The 18,703-nt window shown below is 70.3% G+C and carries 19 protein-coding genes; 10 read left to right on the top strand and 9 right to left on the bottom strand.

Annotated features, from left to right (window positions below; translation table 11 throughout):
• Window positions 1–230: 230 nt before the first annotated feature.
• Window positions 231–374 carry a YgiT-type zinc finger protein gene (locus AB0950_RS36940; protein ID WP_360162539.1) on the bottom strand — a complete coding sequence of 48 codons (144 nt, stop codon included), beginning with the start codon at window positions 372–374 and terminating at the stop codon, window positions 231–233.
• A gap of 219 nt (window positions 375–593) precedes the next feature.
• Here AB0950_RS36940 and AB0950_RS36935 point away from each other — a divergent pair, with 219 nt between their 5' ends.
• From AB0950_RS36935 to AB0950_RS36920, 4 genes are all read left to right on the top strand, one after another.
• Complete coding sequence (locus tag AB0950_RS36935) at window positions 594–923, top strand: hypothetical protein (protein ID WP_360162537.1); 330 nt, start codon at window positions 594–596, stop codon at window positions 921–923.
• Between the two features lie 34 nt (window positions 924–957).
• Entirely contained in the window at window positions 958–1,053 is a 96-nt protein-coding gene (locus AB0950_RS36930; RefSeq protein ID WP_366780422.1) for a putative leader peptide, read from the top strand.
• 93 nt (window positions 1,054–1,146) lie between these two features.
• A complete protein-coding gene (locus tag AB0950_RS36925; RefSeq protein ID WP_360162535.1) occupies window positions 1,147–2,550 on the top strand; it encodes a sulfatase-like hydrolase/transferase in 1,404 nt (467 codons plus the stop codon).
• Window positions 2,551–3,271: 721 nt separating this feature from the next.
• Window positions 3,272–4,111 (top strand): SDR family NAD(P)-dependent oxidoreductase, encoded by an 840-nt coding sequence (locus AB0950_RS36920; RefSeq protein ID WP_366780421.1) that lies wholly within the window; start codon window positions 3,272–3,274, stop codon window positions 4,109–4,111.
• Between the two features lie 37 nt (window positions 4,112–4,148).
• Here AB0950_RS36920 and AB0950_RS36915 read toward each other — a convergent pair whose 3' ends face one another.
• The gene (locus tag AB0950_RS36915; RefSeq protein WP_360575939.1) at window positions 4,149–4,607 is read right to left on the bottom strand and encodes a TetR/AcrR family transcriptional regulator C-terminal domain-containing protein; all 459 of its coding nucleotides are present in this window, start codon (window positions 4,605–4,607) and stop codon (window positions 4,149–4,151) included.
• 625 nt (window positions 4,608–5,232) lie between these two features.
• Here AB0950_RS36915 and AB0950_RS36910 point away from each other — a divergent pair.
• The gene (locus tag AB0950_RS36910) at window positions 5,233–5,325 is read left to right on the top strand and encodes a DUF3307 domain-containing protein (protein WP_366780420.1); all 93 of its coding nucleotides are present in this window, start codon (window positions 5,233–5,235) and stop codon (window positions 5,323–5,325) included.
• A gap of 9 nt (window positions 5,326–5,334) precedes the next feature.
• The gene (locus AB0950_RS36905; protein WP_360575941.1) at window positions 5,335–5,628 is read left to right on the top strand and encodes a hypothetical protein; all 294 of its coding nucleotides are present in this window, start codon (window positions 5,335–5,337) and stop codon (window positions 5,626–5,628) included.
• Between the two features lie 149 nt (window positions 5,629–5,777).
• Here AB0950_RS36905 and AB0950_RS36900 read toward each other — a convergent pair whose 3' ends face one another.
• Window positions 5,778–6,503, bottom strand: coding sequence for a dienelactone hydrolase family protein (locus tag AB0950_RS36900; RefSeq protein WP_366780419.1), 726 nt, complete (start codon window positions 6,501–6,503; stop codon window positions 5,778–5,780).
• Window positions 6,504–8,322: 1,819 nt separating this feature from the next.
• On the opposite strand from AB0950_RS36900, the gene AB0950_RS36895 reads away from it, so the two are divergent.
• Entirely contained in the window at window positions 8,323–8,766 is a 444-nt protein-coding gene (locus AB0950_RS36895) for a hypothetical protein (RefSeq protein ID WP_366780418.1), read from the top strand.
• 160 nt (window positions 8,767–8,926) lie between these two features.
• Here AB0950_RS36895 and AB0950_RS36890 read toward each other — a convergent pair whose 3' ends face one another.
• Window positions 8,927–9,823 carry a GNAT family N-acetyltransferase gene (locus AB0950_RS36890; protein ID WP_360162412.1) on the bottom strand — a complete coding sequence of 299 codons (897 nt, stop codon included), beginning with the start codon at window positions 9,821–9,823 and terminating at the stop codon, window positions 8,927–8,929.
• Window positions 9,824–10,231: 408 nt separating this feature from the next.
• Between AB0950_RS36890 and AB0950_RS36885 the strand changes: the two genes are divergently transcribed.
• Window positions 10,232–11,077, top strand: a complete 846-nt coding sequence (locus AB0950_RS36885; RefSeq protein ID WP_366780417.1) for an NAD(P)H-binding protein — start codon at window positions 10,232–10,234, stop codon at window positions 11,075–11,077.
• Window positions 11,078–11,267: 190 nt separating this feature from the next.
• On the opposite strand, the gene AB0950_RS36880 is transcribed toward AB0950_RS36885, so the two are convergent.
• From AB0950_RS36880 to AB0950_RS36870, 3 genes are all read right to left on the bottom strand, one after another.
• Complete coding sequence (locus tag AB0950_RS36880) at window positions 11,268–13,118, bottom strand: NHL repeat-containing protein (protein WP_366780416.1); 1,851 nt, start codon at window positions 13,116–13,118, stop codon at window positions 11,268–11,270.
• A gap of 205 nt (window positions 13,119–13,323) precedes the next feature.
• Window positions 13,324–13,812, bottom strand: a complete 489-nt coding sequence (locus tag AB0950_RS36875) for a hypothetical protein (protein ID WP_360162406.1) — start codon at window positions 13,810–13,812, stop codon at window positions 13,324–13,326.
• A gap of 1,142 nt (window positions 13,813–14,954) precedes the next feature.
• A complete protein-coding gene (locus tag AB0950_RS36870) occupies window positions 14,955–15,944 on the bottom strand; it encodes a YafY family protein (protein WP_366780415.1) in 990 nt (329 codons plus the stop codon).
• A 93-nt stretch (window positions 15,945–16,037) separates the two neighbouring features.
• On the opposite strand from AB0950_RS36870, the gene AB0950_RS36865 reads away from it, so the two are divergent.
• Both AB0950_RS36865 and AB0950_RS36860 read left to right on the top strand, forming a co-directional pair.
• Window positions 16,038–16,436, top strand: a complete 399-nt coding sequence (locus AB0950_RS36865; protein WP_360162402.1) for a VOC family protein — start codon at window positions 16,038–16,040, stop codon at window positions 16,434–16,436.
• Between the two features lie 49 nt (window positions 16,437–16,485).
• Entirely contained in the window at window positions 16,486–17,265 is a 780-nt protein-coding gene (locus AB0950_RS36860) for a leucine zipper domain-containing protein (protein WP_360162400.1), read from the top strand.
• Here the strand turns inward: AB0950_RS36860 and AB0950_RS36855 are convergent.
• Window positions 17,253–18,275, bottom strand: coding sequence for a M56 family metallopeptidase (locus AB0950_RS36855; protein WP_360162398.1), 1,023 nt, complete (start codon window positions 18,273–18,275; stop codon window positions 17,253–17,255). The genes AB0950_RS36860 and AB0950_RS36855 overlap by 13 nt on opposite strands.
• Window positions 18,276–18,279: 4 nt before the next feature.
• Complete coding sequence (locus tag AB0950_RS36850) at window positions 18,280–18,699, bottom strand: BlaI/MecI/CopY family transcriptional regulator (RefSeq protein WP_360162396.1); 420 nt, start codon at window positions 18,697–18,699, stop codon at window positions 18,280–18,282.
• Between the last annotated feature and the right edge of the window lie 4 nt (window positions 18,700–18,703).

Raw genomic sequence — 18,703 nt, 5'->3', positions numbered from 1 at the left:
CGTCGATCAGGCACTCACCCCCCGGCCCACAGGGATCCGACGACCAGCAGCAAACTTCACCGAAGCCGCTCAGACCCGCGCCCCCGACTGACGACGCAGTACGACAGGTCAGGGCACGTCATGTTGTGACGGCCACCGGGCGCGGTGTCCGGGGCCGGACCGTGATCGTCGCGAGGAGGCTGCCGAGAGTCCGCCGCCTTACATCGTTGCGGCGCCGGGTGGTGCCGGGGTCACATCGCCCAGGTCGGCAGGTCTGTGATGGTGACGACGCAGGCGGTGCAGATCCAGCCGGGGCCCTGGGGGACCATCAGGACGTGGTCACCCGGGCCCACCTCGCGGGTGCGCACCAGGTGCTCCATCTCCCACCCAGACACCCGCAGACTGACAGTGGCCCGCCCCGCAGCTTCAATGTCGCCCGCCCGGACAGACTTGTACGGCGGAGCCGGGAGCAGCTCAGCCCCCCGTGCCCATACAACTGCGACGTTAGATCACCGTCTCAGGGCGTCGTCTCGACGCAGGTCGCCGGTGGCGACCCGACTGTGGGTGGTGTCGTTCCAGAAGGGGTGATTGGCGGTGGCGTGGAGGGTTGCGGTGTGGCCGCCCTTGTCTCCAACGGTGACGTCGAGCAGGTCCTCGTCGTGGTTGATCCCGACGTGCTGGACGGTGCGGGCGCTGCGGTGCTTCCCGTCTTGGGGTCGGCCGACTCGACCTTGTCACGGATCTTGATCTTGCCGATCGCTTTACAGGGGACGGCCATCAGCGGCCGGAGGCTGCTTCTCGTCGACGAGCCGTCCGACCGGTGGGGGTCGATCTGCTGCCCGGGAAAGGTCCTGGTCAGGGATGCGGGTGGCGGGCCGGTGAGGAGGGCGTGTCTCTCACACGGGAGGAAGGCCGCGGGTCCCGGTCCGTGGACGACGCCTTGACGGCTCCGGTCGGACCCTGGCACCGTTCGCGATCATGAGGAACCCCGCTGACCACCGCCGCGCGCGCGTCGCGCTCGTGGAGCGGCGTCACGTCGACCTGTGCCGGCAGTCCAGCGCCATCTGTCGCTGAGTCATAGCCCGCACCTCCCTTTCCTCTTCTTCCCTTCCTTCTCCTTCTCTTCGCGTGTCCTCGTGCGGGGCACGCAGATTACGAGGATTCCGCATGTCCGAAATATCCCGTCGTTCCTTCGGTGGCCTGGTCGGTGGCGGTGCCGTGACCGCGGTCGCCGGTACGGCCGGCAGCGCCGAAGCCGCTCCCGCCTCCGCCGAGCGTCCGTTCCGCGCCCGTCGCTCGGCCGGCTCCGGCAGGCGGCCCAACTTCCTGTTCATCCTGGGTGACGACCTGGGCTGGGCGGACCTGTCGTCGTACGGCGCACCGCACATCAAGACGCCGAACCTGGACCGGCTCGCCGCGCAGGGCGTGCGCTTCACCAACGCCTACTCCGGCTCCGCGACCTGCTCCCCCACCCGCTTCAGCCTGTACACCGGCCGCTACCCGGGCCGTACCCAGGGCGGGCTCGCCGAGCCCATCGGCAACAAGACGCAAGGGCTGGACCCGAACCATCCGACCCTGGCCTCCCTGCTGATGCGGGCCGGATACGCGACCGCCCTGATCGGCAAGTGGCACTGCGGCTGGCTGCCTGACTACAGCCCCACCAAGTCGGGCTGGGACGAGTTCTTCGGCAACTTCGGCGGCGCCCTGGAGTACTTCTCCAAGCTGGGCCAGCTCGGTGACTACGACCTCTACGAGGGCGACGCCGAGTACAAGGACCTGCGGTACTACACGACCGTCCTCACCGAGCGGGCCGTGGAGTACGTCTCCCGCGACCACGACCAGCCGTGGTTGCTCAACCTGAACTTCACCACCCCGCACTGGCCCTGGCTGGGCGAGGACGACGAGGAGACCGGCGCCGAGATCGCCGCGAAGATCCGCGCCGGCGAGGTGCTGAGCAGCCTGCTGCACAACGACGGCGGCTCGGTGGAGAAGTACAAGGAGATGGTGGAGAACCTCGACGCCTCCATCGGCGAGGTGCTCGCCGCGCTGAAGAGCTCCGGCCAGGAGCACAACACCGTCGTGGTGTTCGCCAGCGACAACGGCGGCGAACGGTTCTCCTACGTGTGGCCGCTCAGCGGCGGGAAGTCGGAGCTGCTGGAGGGCGGCATCCGGACCCCGACCATCCTGCGCTGGCCCGCCCGGGTGGACGGCCACCAGGTCAGCGACGAGCCCGTCTTCTCCCCGGACTGGACGGCGACCCTGCTGGAGCTGGGCGGCGCCCGCCCCGCCTCCACTCACCCGCTGGACGGACACAGCCTCGCCGGCTACCTGCTGCGTGGCGAGGAACTGCCCGAGCGCGACCTGTTCTGGCGGGTGCGCGGCAACCGGGCCCTGCGGCGCGGCGACTGGAAGTACTACCAGGACTCCGCCGGCAAGGACCACTTGTACAACCTGGTCCAGGACCAGCGTGAGCAGGCCGACCTCGCCGCGGACCGGCCGGAGCTGCTCGCCGAGCTGAAAGCCGCGTGGGAGAAGACCGCGAGCGGACTGCTGCCGTACCCGGCCGCCTGACCGGCTCGGACCGACGGCTGCCACGGCAGATGGACGTCATTCGATCGAATGTGGGGGCCTACGCGTCGACCGCCCTGCCCAGCGTTCGGAGACATCGAACGCGCAGGTCGTGAGCGAGCACGGCAACGACGGGGCGAGCCGGGTGGCTTCGGTCGCCTGGCGGCGCTGGGCACGGACCGCCTCGGACACGAGCGCCAACCCGGTGCGAGGTTGCGCATGGCAGGGACCACCATGCGGCCGACCAGCTCGTCAGCGTCCGCGATGATACGGCCTGCTCCAGGCGGCCCTTCGTCGCCCAGGCCGACGACTCCGGGCCGACAGTGAGCCGCCCCGCTCAGCGCCGTGGTCGACGGCCGCGGCGTGCCCGGGGAGGTCGGGGCGATGGCCGCCCACCGCTCGCCTGAAGAAGTGCGCCCATCGGTGGCCGCAACGAGCACGTACGCCAGCACCGGTGCCCGCCATACCGCCGCCCGGCACGGGCGCGTCGTCCTCACGGCCGACGCGGGGGGCGATCCGCGCGCCGCCTGCTGCACCCATGGCCCAGTCCTCGCCGGCTGTCCCGTCTCGGGAACGCCTGATGGGGCGCACCGGGCAGACTTGGTCCACACAACTGCCGTTCGAATGCGGCGAATGTGCCCACGTGCGGGTGCCACCCCGTTACGGTCGCCACCGTGTCGGCGTGGTCATCACCGCGAGGAAGCTGGAAGTGCAGGGAGAACGCATGCAGGGTCGCGCCAGGACCGTCGTGGTCACCGGCGGCACGGACGGCATCGGTCGAGCGCTCGCCGAGGCGCGGCTGGAGCAGGGCGACACGGTGGTGATCGTCGGCCGGTCCGCGGAGAAGGGCAAGGCGTTCGTCGAGCGGGCTCGGCAACTAGGCACCCGGGGACGGGCGTTGTTCCTACCGGCCGACCTCGGGTTGCTGGCGGACAACCGGCGCCTCGTCGCCCGACTCCTCGACGCCTTCCCGGTGATCGACACCCTGGTGTTCTGCGCCCGTCACTACCGTTCCCGGCGGGCGGAGACCGCGGAGGGCATCGAGGAGACGTTCGCGCACTTCTATCTGAGCCGCCATCTGCTCGGCCACGGGCTCGCGCCCGCGCTGCTGCGGGCCGAGCTGCCCGTCGTGGTCAACGTGGCCGGGCCCGGCGCGGGGCTCGACCTGGTGCACTGGGACGACCTGGAGTTCCGGAACGGCTACCACGGGGGCGCGGCCCTCGGGCAGGGCGGGAAGCTCAACGACCTGCTGGGCGTCTCCTCGGCCGAGCGCTACGGCCCCGTCGGGCTGCGGTACGTGCTCATCCACCCGGGCATGACCCGGACCAGCCTCCGCGGCGAGTACGACGAGCCGACGCTGCGCCACATCGAGGAGATGAAGCGCACCGCGAAGTCCGTCGACGAGGCGCTGGCGCCGATCCTCGCCGTGCTGGAGACCCCGCCGCCGCAGCCGCTGACCGCGTTCGTCGAGGGGCGTGAACTGGACGCGCGCACGGCGGACTTCGATGCCTCGGCGGCGCGCCGTCTGCACAACCTCACCGAGGCGTTTCTGGCCGGGCGCTGACTTCAGTCGACCGAGGCGTTCCTGGCTCGGCGCTCACTCAGTCGGCGGCGTAGGCCCGCAGGAAGGTGTCGACGGCGGCCTCGGCCGGCGTCCGCATTTCGGTGGTGGTCAGCTTGCGGGTGCCCAGCCGGGGACGGGTCTCCAGCGGACCCGTGATCAGGGCGAGCACTTGCTCGGCCGCCAGGACGGGGTCGCAGGGGCGCAGCCGACCGGCGAGGCTGAGCCGGACGGGCCGGTCCGCCATGGCCTCGGCGATGCGCACCGACGTACAGCCCTGGACGATCTCGATGAGGTCGGGGAAGCGGGCCACCTGCGCGTAGGTCAGCCAGCGCAGCGACCGCGAGCGCCGGCCGCCGCAACAGGAGCGCACCAGCTGGTAGGCGACCTCGTTCATCGTGGGTCGCATGTCCTCGCCCGGCGTGCGCATCCGGTGGAGGACGGCGATGTTGCCGTCCATCACCGCGTGCTCGGTGGCCGTGAGGGTGGCGCGGAACAAGGTCTCCGCGATCCGTGTTCCCTTGCGGCTCGCCGAAGGCTGTCGCCGCCCCGATTCCGACGACCACTGGTCGTCTCCGAGGGACGACACAGGAGTTGCTCACCATGCAGTCACCGGGGCACATACGGTGGCAGGATCCGCCCGGCACTGACGACACCGGGGAGCCCGTCCGCCAGCGGTCGATCGACGACCTGCTGGCTCAAGCCCCGCTGCCGTCTCGTCCGGCTCACTCCCCGGCAGGCGGCGCGCGAACTCGCCGACGGCACCCTCCCGGTGGAGGTGCGCGCCGACCTGGTGCGCCGGGCGGAGGGCGAGATCCCCGGCTCGCTGGTGGTGGACCGCGACCTGCTGGAGTGGCGGCTCGACCTGTGCAGCAGCCGGCGCATCTAGGAGGCCGCCGACCATTCCCTGCGCGCCGTCGTCATGTGCTCGCAGGGCTACGTGTCGAGCATGGAGGCGGCCGGTGCACGACCTGGGACTGCCTTGCAGCCACCGACATCGTCGCTTCTCTCGGGGTCGCTCGGAGTTCGAGCTCGGGAAGCACGATGACCGTGCAGCTCAGGGGCGTGTGTCCGCGGTCGTTGGGTGAGCGACAGGTGTCGCGGACCGAGGCGGTGGCCGCCTGATGTTGTTCTTCGAGAGCCTGCTGGCGCATCTGGCCGGCGACTACCTCATCCAGTCGGACGGGATGGCGGAGGAGAAGGTCAAGCGGTGGTGACCCGCGATCGTGCATGGCACCACGTATGGGCTGCCGTTCCTGTTGATCACGCAGTCCCCGCTCCCACTTGCGGTGATCGTGGCGACGCACGTTGTCCTGGACCGCTATCGGGCCGCGGAGTACCTGGTCTGGGCGCGGAACCTGCTGGCGCCTGCCTCACGTCGGGTCGCTTGGGCCGACGTGCAGAAGAACCAGGGCTCGCCCGTGGCCGTGCCGTCCGGCCTGGCGAACGCCCTGGTCGTCGTTGCTGACAACACTGTGCACCTGGCGTTTAACGCCGTCGCCCTGACCTGTTGGGGGTGATGGCGATGACTTGGTCAGGGGGCAGGACCGGAATGCGCCAGAAACCCGCAGTGGTGACCGGTAAGCACCGGCGGCAGGCGGCCGAGCTTGGTAAGTGGTGACGGTCGACCGGCTTGGTTTGCGATCCGGAATCGCGGTTGCCGACCAGATCACTCCGTTATGGGCAGGCACTCGGCGAGCAGGTCGACGATGTCACGCCAGGCTCGCTGCGCGTGCCGTGGGTGGTAGCCGACGCCGGGGAGCACAGTGTGGCCGACCGGTGGGTGGTGGAAGGCGTGCAAGGCGCCGCCGTAGACCACGAGGCGCCAGTCGACGCCCGCGGCCTGCATTTCGGCGGTGAACGCGTCCCGTTGCGCGGGCGGCATGATCGGGTCTTCCGACCCGACTCCGGCCCACACCGGGCAGCGAATGCGCGCCGTCTCGCCCGGTCGGCCCGTGGTCAGTGCGTTGAGTGTCCCGATCGCGCGCAGGTTGACGCCGTCGCGCCCGAGTTCCAGCGCGATTGCGCCTCCGGTGCCGTAGCCGATGGCGGCGATCCGGTCGGAGTCGGTCCGCGGCTCTGCGCGGAGCACGTCGAGCGCGGCGTGGCCGATGCCTCGCATCCGGTCGGGGTCGGCGAGCAGCGGCATGCAACGGGCCAGCATCTCCTCAGGGTCGCCCAAATAGCGCCCTCCGTGGAGGTCGAAGGCCAGCGCCACGTATCCCAGTTCGGCGAGCGCATCGGCCCGGCGGCGCTCGACGTCGCTGGGCCCCATCCCCTCGGGCCCGACCAGGACCGCGGGCCGGCGGTCGACACCGGCCGGGAGCGCGAGGTGCCCGATCATCGTCAGGCCGTCGGCTGCATATTCGACCGTGCGCGTTGTAACCGTCGTCATGAGCCTGGACTGTAGTGATCGCCGAGCTCGGTCGGGCCGATGTTCTGCCGCTGGCAGAAGGCAGGTCTCAGGCAGGTCTTCGGCGTGCGTAGTCCGGAACCACCCCGTCAGCGGTTCAGCTGAGCCATCAAGTCCCGGTTCGCGGCACGTGCCGCGGCGAAGTCCTCGTCGCGCTCGGCGAGTTCGGAGCGGAGATCGAGGATCCGCTGCTCCGGCTCGCCGATCCGGCGGGTGAGTGTTTCGACGTCCGCGGGGGCACCGAGCCCGGAGGCTTCCCAAGATCTGGGACACCTCGTCCCAGTTCAGCACTTCCAGCGTCTTGGGCAGATCAGCTCACGCAGCCGCTCGGCACGAGCTGGTAGCAGATCCGATGCCGGGGCGGGCACCAGTTGCAGGGGCGAGGTCATCTGTTCCTTCTCGGGGCGAGAGCACCCACCCGATCGACGGCGGCCCGCAGCAAGCTCGGCCCGCGCGCCGCGTCCCTCCTCGCCACGGTACGGGGCGTCGGTTTCCGCTGCGCGTGGAGATCGCCCCGGCCGAGGGACTGTCAGTTCTCCGGAGGTGTCTCCGCGTCTCTTGATCGCCGGACGGGACAGAGGCCGTTGACAACCGGAATCCACCAAGGCTGTCATGAACACATGAAGCGAGGTCTTGGTACGTGCCGGACACAGGGCGGCCGACCGTCACGGGAGTACGGTCACTGACCTTGCGCACTCAACTGCTCGACACTGCCCGGACCGGGTTGACGGCCCGTTCCGGAGTCCTCTTCCATGGTCCGGCCGGAATCGGCAAGTCCGTCCTCGTGTCGGCCCTGGCGGCGGACACGGTCGGCACCGTGCTGCGCTGCTCGCCCTCCGAGGCGGACGCCCACCTCCCGTTCGCCGGGCTCGTCGACCTGGTCGCGCGCATACCGGACAGCTGCCTGCAGGCCCTCGCGCCCGAGCTCCGGGACGCACTGCGGGCGGCCCTGCTGCGTGGTCCGGCGCCCGCGGCCGGCTCGCGGCCGGCTCGCGGTGCGCGTCGCCGTCCTCGAGGTGCTGCGTGTCCTGGCCGCCGACAACCCGGTCGTGCTGGTTCTCGGCGGCCTGCAGTGACTCGACGAGCCGACCGCCGAGGCGCTCGCCTTCGCCGTACGGCGTCTGGAGAGCGTAAACGTCCGAGTGGTGGCCGCCGACCGGGTGCGCGACGGTGAACAGCCCGAGCGGCTGCGCCGCTGCCCGCCGAGCACCGCCGAGCTCGCCGTGCCGCCGCTGACGGACGAGGAGACCGGCCCACCTCCTGCGGGCCGGCATCGGCGCCGACCTACCGCCGACGACGCTGCGGGCGACCCAGGACACCGCTGCCGGAAACCCTTCCTACGCACTGGAGTTGGGCCGGGCCGCCCTGCTCGGACCGGCGCGCGCGGGCTCCACCCTGCCGCTGCGCGTGCCCCGAAGACTGCGCACCCTGCTCCTGGAAGAGGCACGCACACTGCCGGAGACCGTACAGCGCGCCCTCCTCGTCAGCAGCGTCGCCGCTCGCCCCAGCCTCACCCTGCTGCGTGCCGCAGGACTCCCCGACCCCGCCGCGGACCTCGCGGAGGCCGAGCGGGTCGGCCTCGCGACAGCCGACGCCGAAGGTGCCGTACGGTTCGGTCATCCACTGGTCCGGGCCGCCGTCTCCGCCGACGCGACGGAAAACGGCCGCCGGCAGGCCCACGCCCTGCTGGCCCGCGCGGTCACCGAGCCCGTGGAACGGGCCCGCCACCTTGCCTACGCCCATCCGTACGAGGACGAGACCACCGCCCGCACACTGATGGCCGCGGCGGAGTCCGCACGCCATGACGGCGCCCTCGGAGCGGCTTGCGAACTGGCCGGGCTCGGAGGAGCCGGTCGTCACCGAGAACGACGGCTCCTTCGGCGCCCGGCGCATCGCCGACCCGCGCTCGGTCGTGGCCGAATGGCGTGCGAAGGCGGAGGCCCACGGCTGGTCGCTGCGCGAGACCGTCATCGCAATCGGCCCGCAGCGCGGGCACATCGGCACTCCTTCCCGCCTGGCCGACAAGTTCGCCCACTTCGTGCGGCACGGCGCGATCGACGGCTTCAACGTCACGCCGTACCTCATCCCCGACGGCCTCGACGACATCGTCGACCTGCTCGTCCCGGACCTGCAGGAACGCGGGATCTACCGCACCGAGTACACCGGCACCACCCTGCGCGAGAACCTCGGCCTGCGCGAACCCCTCACCCACCGGTCGGCTCCCGACCGACGGCAGGCGGGCTGAGCGCCCGCGCCGGGCCCGGTACACATGACTGACAAAGGTGATCCTCTCCGGGCCCGATGCCGTCGGGTCAGCCGTCCTGCCGTGCGCTCTCCCAGCGCCTGGTCAATTCGTCCTTCCAGCCCTTGGCAGAGGCCACGGCACGCCCCAGGCGGCGAGTTGGTCACGCTTCCGCCAGGGACAGCGTCGACGGACGAGTGAACGTGAGCAGCCGGTCGACCTCGGTGAAGTCGGAAGCCGCGTACGTACGCAGGGCGGCGACGGGGTCCCGTTCCGGGTCGGCAGGCATCTCGTTCAGGTAGACGATCGCCTCGCGGGCACCAAGGCAGACGAGGACGTCCAGCGCGTTGCCGAGCAGGCCCAGCCCCATGCCCTGGCCTCGGGCGTCCGGGGCGACGGTGATGCTGCGGATCAAGCCGACCCCGGCGGCGGGGTACTCCAGGGCGGCCTGGGCCAGGATGCGGCCGCGGCGGCGGACCTCCAGGTGTTTGCCCGGCGGCTGTGCGGTGTCGTTCATCTGGACACCGGCGAGGTGGGGCAAGCCTGCGATGGGCAGCTCAGCACGCAGGTACCTGCACCGGCACCGGCTGGTGAAACCCGCGGCCTGGAGGGCTTCGCGGGTGACCCGGCGGTGGTGCTCCGGCAGACCGACCAGACCCCGGCTGAGAGCGCACGCCAGCGTGAAGGCCTGCACAGGCCCGGCACCGCGGCACTCCAGCGCCTGGGCAATCAGAGCCTGCGCCGTAGGGAAGTCCTCATAGCAGTGCAGCCACAACAGCAGCGACGTGCCGTCGCCCGGGTGCCCGGCGCAGGACACGATGCCGGCGATACCGCCGTCGGGTGCGCACAGCACCGTGGTGATGACCGTCCCTTCCAGCGCGGCCCCCGCGTCGGGGTCGACGACTGAGCGGCCGGCTACCGCGTCGGCGAGCATCACCGCAGAACACGCCGGCTGGCCCGGCAGCCGGTCCGCCGCGAGCAGGTCCAGCACCGACGCCTCGTCCGCCGACTCAAACGGGCGGACCTGTGGAGATTCCGCCCCGCCCAGGGTGATCGTCATAGCAGCACCTCCTGAGCGTGCGGCTCTCCCTACCTCCACCTTCCTCCCCGCCAGCCAGAGGCGCCAGCCCGCTCAACCGCGAGCATCACCGGCCATCACCAGGCCGAAAGGTGCAACAGCTCCCTACCTATGGCATGAACCGCTCAGAAACAGCCGCCTATGCTCGCCGGCGGCGAGGGCCGGGCGGGTTCGGGGAGGATCCACGCTCTGGCACGCCGCACACAGATGGTGCCGCCCCTCGTCGGTGACGGCCGACCCCCGTAACCAGGGGAACACAGTGCCCTGCGGCTCCGCTCCGAACCCTCAGCAAGGCTCCGGCACACCTCGCCAGTCGTGCCCCCGCCCCTCGCCTTCGGGCCCGGGCAGGCAGGACGGAATACTCCGAGCACGGCCGAGGCTGAGCTGATCATGACTGAGATTCTTGTGACTGGCGCGACGGGCAATGTCGGCCGAGAGGTTGTTGCTCAGCTCTTGGCCGCAGGCACCGCTGTACGCGCATTGGCGCGTGATCCCCAATCGGCCGCGCTACCGGAGGGAGCCGAGGTCTTGGGTGGGGACCTGTCCGAGCCGGACACGCTGGAGGGGGCTCTGACCGGGAGCGAGACAGTGTTCCTGATCTGGCCTTTCCTTACGACCGAGGGCGCCCCTGCCGTACTGGAAGCGATTGCACGACATGCCCGCCGCATCGTCTATCTCTCGTCGTCGGGTGTGAACGAGGACGCCGAGCGGCAGACCGACCCGATCAACCAGCTCCACGCCGACATGGAGCGCATGATCGAAAAGTCCGGCCTGGAGTGGACCGTCCTGCGGTCGAACACCATCGCCTCCAACGCGCGCGGGTGGGCCGAGCAGATCCGCACCACGCACGTCGTGCGCGGTCCCGACATCGCCGCCACAGCGGTGATCCATGAGCGCGATGTCGCGGCCGTGGCGGCACATGCGCTGACCGATGACGGGCATGCAGGTTTCAAACACGTTCTGACCGGCCCGCAGGTACTGGGCAGAGCCGAGCAAGTCCACTCGATCGGGGAAGCGATCGGCCGCACGACACGCTTCGAGAAGGTCCCCGTACAGGTCGCACGACAGCAGATGCTCGCCGACGGCCGACCGCCCGCTCTCGTCGAGGCCCTGTTGGCCAGCGCGGCGACCCGGCCCGAATCCGACTTGGTGACCTCCACGGTGGAAGAGATCACCGGGGTGCCGGCGCGCACGTTCCGCTCGTGGGTGGAAGAGCACGCGGACGAATTCCGCTAGGTTCGCCGTTCATCAGTCCCGGCCCTAGCGGAGCAAACGGACGGCGGGGCCGATGCGCCGAAGGGCGCTAAGCAGCATGTCCCGCAGGCATCATCCCAAAAGCTCCTGCCAGACAACGGGACTTATCGTCAAGTTCTACGCCTAAACACTGCTAAGGCTTCGCAAGGCCGGCGCAGCTGTCCCGCCATACCTACTTCGGGCATGCGTTCCCGTGAGCCGACGACGGGCGTACCGGCAGTGGGGTCAGGGGGGTACACACCGGGGAGGCGGCGCCGACGAGTTCCACAAGGCCCACGCCTCCGGTGGGCGGGACGATTTTCGCCCAGTTGTTGGCCACCCAGGCGTTGCCCGAGGAGTCGATCTGCACTGCTGTGAGGTGCTGGATCGCCTTGTTCCGAAAGCCCTGCGCGGGGGACAGGACGGTGCCGGTGGAAGCGCCGGACGGGCAGGCGGCGGTGTTCACCCCGCACAGGAGTGACACGGAGGAGTCACCGAAACCGGCGACCCATACGCGGTCCTGGCCGTCGATGGCGACCGACCAGGGGACAACCTTCTTGGGCAGCTGGTATACGCCCGCGACGGTTCCGTTCGGCTGGATCTCGGTGACGGCGCTGCTGAAGAAGTTGACGGTCCAAGCGTTGCCTTTGGAGTCCAGGGCGAGTCCCACGGGTGCTTGGAGTGAGCTGTCATTGGTGGAGGCGATCGGCTTGAAGTCGGGACCGATCACGGTGACGCTCCCACCGACTTTGCTGGGCCGCCGTGATTCCATGAGTTCTTTGAAGGAAAGGTGGCTGTTGGTGACCCAGGCCCGGCCTTGGCCGTCAATCTGGACGGCGAAGGGATGGTTGAAGCTCTTGTCGGTGATGCTGATGGCCTTACTCGGATCGCCGTGGGGGTAGACGACGACGCTGCCCACGCCGGGCTTGCCCTTGAGGCCGTAGGAGTTGGCGATCCATACGTTTCCTCGCTGGTCGACGGCGACGCCCTGCGGTTTGACGAGTCCGCCGTCCTTCCACCCCGAAGAGGGGGACAGCGGCTTGCCGGAGAACGAGTACTTCGACATCGCGTTGCCGCCGTAACTGGGCGCCCACACGGATCCGTCGTGGTCGATCGCGAGGCCCCAGGCTCCGGTCTTCATTCCGCCGCCGCTGATGGGGCTGCCCAGGGTCGGCCGACCGGTCGGATCCAGCACGGTGACGTAGGGGTTGGGATCGCGTGTGCCGGGCTTCCAGTTGTTGGTCGCCCATACGTTGCCCTTCGCGTCGAGCGCGATGCGCCCAGCCGCGTAGAGCTCGGAAGCGGTGTAGCGCACGGCCAGGACCCAGTCCTTGGGTGCAGCGGTGAGCGCCGGTGTGAAGACTGTCGCGGTACGCGCCAGGGCCTGAAGGCCACCCGGCGACTGAGTCGGGTTGCGGACCAGGTTGAGGATCGCCTGCACGGTGTCGGCCGGCCTGGCCGCGCCGCGCGGTGTCGCCAGGTGGACCAACTTGTCGCAGCGCGCATTGTCCGTCACGCAGAGGGAGACGAGGTTGGCCAGCGTGTTCTGCGTGGCGAGGGTCTCGCTGTTGGCGCTGTCGCCGGTGAGGGGCCCTCCTGCCTTGCCGGTCGCGGGATCGGCAAGGTTGAACGAGGTCGCGGCGGCGTTCTGCAGCCCCGGACCGGGTCCGCTGATGCCGCGTTGGTCGCTGAACTGGGCGAGGGCGTACGTCGCGGCGACCGTGGTCAGTTCGTTGACCGTCACCTTGCTCACGGTCCGCTCGGCCACACCGCCACCCGTGCCGAACCCGACGACCGAGCGCAGCCGAAGTCTGTGCGCCCGCCCGACTGTGGCCTCGGCGTACACCACCCCATCGGCAGGCCTCGTGTACGTGATCCGGAAGGTACCGTGCGCATCGGTCGTGCCCTGGCCCAGTTTCCTGACTCCGGACCGTGACCCAGCCATGAGCGTGACCTGAGAACCTTGCAGCGGCTTGCCTGCCCCGGTGACGGTCCCCTGCACCGCGATCGGCGCGGCACCGGACGCCGACGCCGAGGCGTCCACCGCCGGAAGTGCGAACGTGGCGCATGCCGCCGCGACGGTGACCGACGTACATCGCATCGCCCCGGCCATTCTTCGGGCGCGGCGTTCCTTGCGGGCGAGCGACCTGCGAGCGTGTATGCCTGGGATGCTCATAATTTCCCTTCACTCAGCGTGACCGAACGAGGGGAGAGGCATGGGCCGTGCTTGCGGGCGATCCGATATCCGATCAACGGGACCGGCCAGGGGTGGCTTCCTCGGCTTCTGTCGCTGCCTCACCGCTTTCCGGCACCCTCAGCGCGAACCAGCCGATTCGGGCCCCCAGCAGCCAGACCACGCCCAAATACAGTCCTGGCTCCACCTCGCGGATCTCGTCGCGGACGCCGCGAGCCACGAGCGAGAGTTTGGAGTAGTCGATGACAATGCAGTCCTGCTCGTCCATCAGGCTCGGCCCGGTATAAACCTGGGCCACGATGGCGAGCATGTCGAACGGGGTCATCCGATTACTCAGATAGCCCTCAGGATCGAAGACCTTTCCCCGCCACAGGGTCATGCGTACCAGCCAGGCAAGCGGCTGAGCCACCCAACCGCCTCCCCACCGGACGATGCCGGTACCTTCCAGCGGGCCCTTCGGAATCTTGCCGGGCGGACTGGCGCGGAACAGTTCTTCCAAGCCGGCATCGCCGATCTTGAGCAGATCCGTCTCGGTAAGTGCCACGATCATCCTCCCGGCGGTCGTTAAGAAGCGTCACTCGCGCTTGGACGCAGTCCCGACTCCGGCGGCCAACGACCTGTTTTGAGGTCCACTCCGTCGACTCCCTGAACATGCGGAACGGACTCGTCGGAGGTGAGGAAGAACTCTGGGACGCTCGCCTGCTACCCGATGTCGTTGCCTGTGCCGATCTCGATCACGCACACCACCGCTTGACATGGCCCCGGGCCAACAACTTCGATTGTCGACGCTCCTGAGGGGAACCGCCACCGCTGCCGAGGCGAGCGGCGGCCGCCCGCGACCCTGGACTCGACGTCGTTTCTTTTGGTGCTGCTCGCGGTCGTTGGACCGTTCGTGGCGAATCTAGTTGAGCGGCTGATGCCAGAGAAATTGTGGGACATGTTCCGCAGGGTGGTGCCTCCGACCGAGGTCGTAGGCCCGCGACTTCGGGGTCGTCAGCGAGCGGACGTGCGCGGGGTGCATGCGCCTTGGCCGGGTGAGCAGTCTCCCTTTACGTCAGAAGCCACGGCCGAGTGCCGTCGTCACCCGAGTGATCTGTCCGATGCCCGCCGAGCTCCTCCGCTACCGCGGCCAGCAGCACACCTACACCCCCAGCCCGGCGAGGACTGGAGCGGCGACGAGAAGGCTGAAGTGGCCTGGCCCCCAGCCGCTGCCCGCCCTGGGCAAGACAACCCGACTTCCGACCCGCCGCCGCCACACCACCATGTCCACTCTCCAACGCGCCGAACACGGCCACGAACGCCACCGACGACGGCGCGCCCGCGAACACGCCCAGCAGCACACACACCACCGCCACGCAGCTCCCCTCCCGGCAAACAGCGCCGGGTCCCGGCGCGGGCGTCCGGCCGCCAGAGCGGGCGAACCCGCCGACACCCAAAGACGCCCGCACCGGCACCAGCCGTCGCCCCCTGCAGGCCTCGTACCGCCGCCGCCCATCACCCCCGGCCCGGTGGCGGCCGGGCAGACCGCGCCGGAGCCGGACTTCGCACGGATCCGGTCCATGGCTTCTTCGGCCCCGAGCCGGGACTCGCGTGCCTGATCGAGGCTGACCTGCTGGGCGACCTGGTGGGCGGGGATGAGGTCATCGCCCTTCAGGTGTGCCATCTCATGACATTGGTTTCGCGCGGTCAGGCTTGGCGGGCGTAGGAGGCAAGGCGACCGGCGAGCGCGGTGACGAGGTCGCGCAGTTCATCGGGGCGCTCGATGACGAACGGCCGGTCGAGTGAGGCGAGTACGGGAGGCAACCAGTCGAGCCGCTCCGCCCGCAGCTCGACGCGCAGCCAGCGCTCAGTCGCCCGGTCCTGGCCTGCCGCGGGCTCCCGCTCCTCCAGGCTCGCGACGCTGGCGGGAAGGTGGGCGCGGATCTGCTCAACTGTCCCGTGGATCCGCAAGGTCACCTCATGCCGGTACTCGGCCGTGGCGAACGCTGACAACACGCGCTGTGCCGGACCGGGACCCACGGGCGCTTCGAATGAGCCGGGCAGGGTCCGCGCGTCTGCGATGCGATCGAGCCTGAAGGTCCGGTCCTCGCCGATCTGGGCGTCCTTGCCCGTGACGTACCACCGGCCCGCATGGGCGACGATCCCGTACGCGTGCAGCGTGCGTTCGCTGCGCCGTCCGTCGCGGTCGGTGTAGCGGATCGAGACCGGTCGGCGGTGGCGCACGGCATCGGCGATGGCGAGCAGGACCCCGGCGTCCGGGGTGTCGAACTCGCCGATCTGATCCGTGAAGGCGAGGGATTCCAGGAGTGTGTCGAGCCGGCGGGCGATGTGCTTGGGCAGCACCCGCCGGATCTTCGCCGAGGCCGTCTCGCTTGCCGTGTGCTCCGTCGTCGTCAGCCCTGCTCGGCGGCCGGCGACCAGGCCGAGCAGCACGGCCAGCGCCTCGTCGTCGCTGAGCATGAGCGGAGGCAAGCGGTACCCGGGAGCAAGCCGGTACCCGCCGTACCGGCCGCGCACCGATTCCACAGGCACATCCAGGTCGATCAGCTGGTCCACATACCGCCGCACGGTGCGCCCTTCGACGCCGAGCCGGTCGGCGAGTTCGGCCACCGTCCGGGTGCCGCCCGACTGCAGCAGCTCCAGGAGCGTCAGCACGCGGGCAGCGGGTCGGGGCATGGGCACAGCCTAACGTCCATACCGGACCGATTCTGTCCACTATTTCTCCTAGCCTGCGCAGTGCACGCCTCCAGCACAGCCAAGGAGATCCCCATGGAGTTCGTCTCGATCCGCATCATCACCAGCGACGTAGCGCGCCTCGTCGAGTTCTATGAGCGAGCCACAGGAGCGCGGGCGACGTGGGCCACCGAAGACTTCGCCGAACTCAACACCGCGGGCGCCACCCTCGCGATCGCCGGCACCCGCACCGTCCCGCTGTTCGCCCCGGGCTCTGCCCGCCCGGCGGACAACCACAGCGTGATCACCGAGTTTCTCGTCGACGACGTGGACCGCGTTCACCAGAACCTGACCGGCTTCGTCACCGACTTCGTCACCGAGCCCACCACGATGCCCTGGGGCAACCGGTCGCTGCTGTTCCGTGACCCCGACGGCAACCTCGTGAACTTCTTCACCCCCGCCACCCCAGCGGCCATCGAAAAGTTCGCACGCTGACGCCACGCAAACCCGCTCACGCGGGAGCCCTGAGATCCCAGGGCTCCCGGTGAACGCGGCCACCGAGTCCAGGAGCGCCACCAGCAGAGGACACCGGAACGCACCGCTGACCTTCGAAGGACGCCTGCGCTTGTGTCTGCGGATCGACGTCGGACGTCCGACCGCGCACGTGGCGGCGGACGCCGGAATCGCCCGCCGCTGCCTGGCCAAGTGGTACGCCCGCCGGCGCGCGCCCGGCGAGAACGGTCTACTCGACCACTCCTCCCGCCCCGCCACCAGCCCCGCCCGCACCCCGAGGACTCGCCGACCTGTGGAGGCGCTGCGGCGGCAGGCCAAGCGCGGGCCGGCCCGGCTCGCCACCGGCCCTACAGCGGCTGCGCGCCGTCACACGCGCGCCCGCGACCGTCCACCGCATCCTGGTGAGGCGAGGACTCAACCGGCTCCGGGACCTCGACCCACCGACCGGCGAGCATCTGTGCGAGGCCATCTGCTGCGAGCACGACCGGGCCGGCGATCTGGTCCACGTCGACGCCAAGAAACTCGGACGCGTCCCGACCCGGCCGCGGCTGGCAGTCGCACGGCGTCGGCGCCGAGTCCGCCCGCGCCTCCAAAGGCACCAGTCCCGGCACCGGCAAGGTCGGATACACGTACCCGCATTCGGCGCTCGACGACCACTCCCGGCTCGCCCACACCGAGGCCCTGGACGATGAGAAGGTCATCACCGCGGTCGCCTTCCGGCACCGGGCCGCCTTATTCGTCGCCCACGGCATCACACCGATCCGCCGCTGCCTCGATTGAGAGCAGGTACCGCCGTGGTCAGCCAGAGTGACGGCGTTCTCCGCGCTCGCCCCCGCGGTGAGGGCCGCGGCAGAAGCCAGGGTCATCCCCGTGCTCACCCAGCGACGGTGCACTCGCGGTCCCTGCCAGCACTGCGCACTGCGCTCGCTTCGCGCCGTCGACCATGTGATCGCTGTCGGACGCCGCGTTGGCCAGGCTGGCGCAGCACACGGTCAGCAGGACGGCGCCGGCCAGGAAGGGCAGGCTTCGGCGGGTGGGAGGCGGCGCCAGCAGAGCCCGTACCCGCTGGGGCACTTCCCCGCCGGTCGCGGGCAGAAGGGCGGGGCGAGAGGCGCCGGCGGAGGCGAGGGCGGCACGTCCGACCGCGCGGGCGACGACCGCCCGGTCGCCGACCTGCGCGGCTGCCTCCTCGTCGGCCCAGCGCTCCAGGACGAAGGCGCCGGTGCCCGCCAGCGGGCGCAGCAGCGGGTTCAGGGCCGCGGTGAGCCGCCACAGGCCGAGGAAGAGGTGGTGCCTTCCGCGGAGGTGGGCCCGCTCGTGCGCCAGCAGGGCATCGCGCTCGTCGTCGCCGAGACAGCGCAACATGCCCCGGGAGACCACGATCCGCCCTGGTGCTCCGGGCAGGGCGAAGGCCAGCGGGGCGTCGTCGTCGAGCACGGCCAGCTCCGTGTCGCCGCGCAGCCCGGCGCACTCCCGCCGGGCCCGGACCACCTGGCGGACCTGGCGCAGAGCGGTCACGCCCAGCGAGGCGACGCTCGCGACCAGGACGAGTGCGCTGACGGCCGCGACGACGACGTACACCGGGTCCTCGGCGCGCAGTGCGGTCACCGACCAGTGGCCCTCGGCCGCGACCGGCGGGATCTGCGCGATACCGGTGAAGGCCAGCAGGGCGAGCGACCCGGTCCAGCCGACCGCCGTGACGAGCGCGGCGCAGGCCAGGGCCCAGGCGGCGGGACGCGGGCTGAGCCGTCGTGCCAGACGCGGCGCGACCAGCGTGAGGACGGCCGTGACGGCGAACGGAACGTAGACGCTGATCAGCACCGGCTCACCGCTTCCCGTCGAAGTTCTCGCCCTGGGCTTCTTGGCCGGACAGCAGCTGGTGCAGCAATTGCTCGTCCTGCGCGGAGAGTTCGGACACGAAGCGGGTCAGCACCGCCTCGCGGTCGGAGCCCTCCTCCAGCAGCGACCGCATCCGCCGGGCCGTGTGCGACGCCTCGTCCCGGACCGGTGCGTAGGCGTATCCGCGGCCCTCCCGCTGCCGGGCCAACATGCCCTTGTCGTAGAGGCGGGACAGGATCGTCAGGACGGTGGTGTAGGCCAGGTCGCCCGGCAGCCGCTCCAGGACCTGGCGGGCGGTCAGCGGGCCGTCGGCAGCCCAGAGAGCGGCCAGCACGTCGCTCTCCAGCTCGCCGCGTGCCCGCCTGCCGGATCCGCCAAAAGCCTCGTCGTCCCTCGGGTCGCCCACTGTC

Source organism: Streptomyces sp. NPDC007189 (assembly GCF_040703635.1).
In the GTDB taxonomy this organism is placed as follows: domain Bacteria; phylum Actinomycetota; class Actinomycetes; order Streptomycetales; family Streptomycetaceae; genus Streptomyces.
This window is presented reverse-complemented; position numbering and strand designations above follow the sequence as displayed.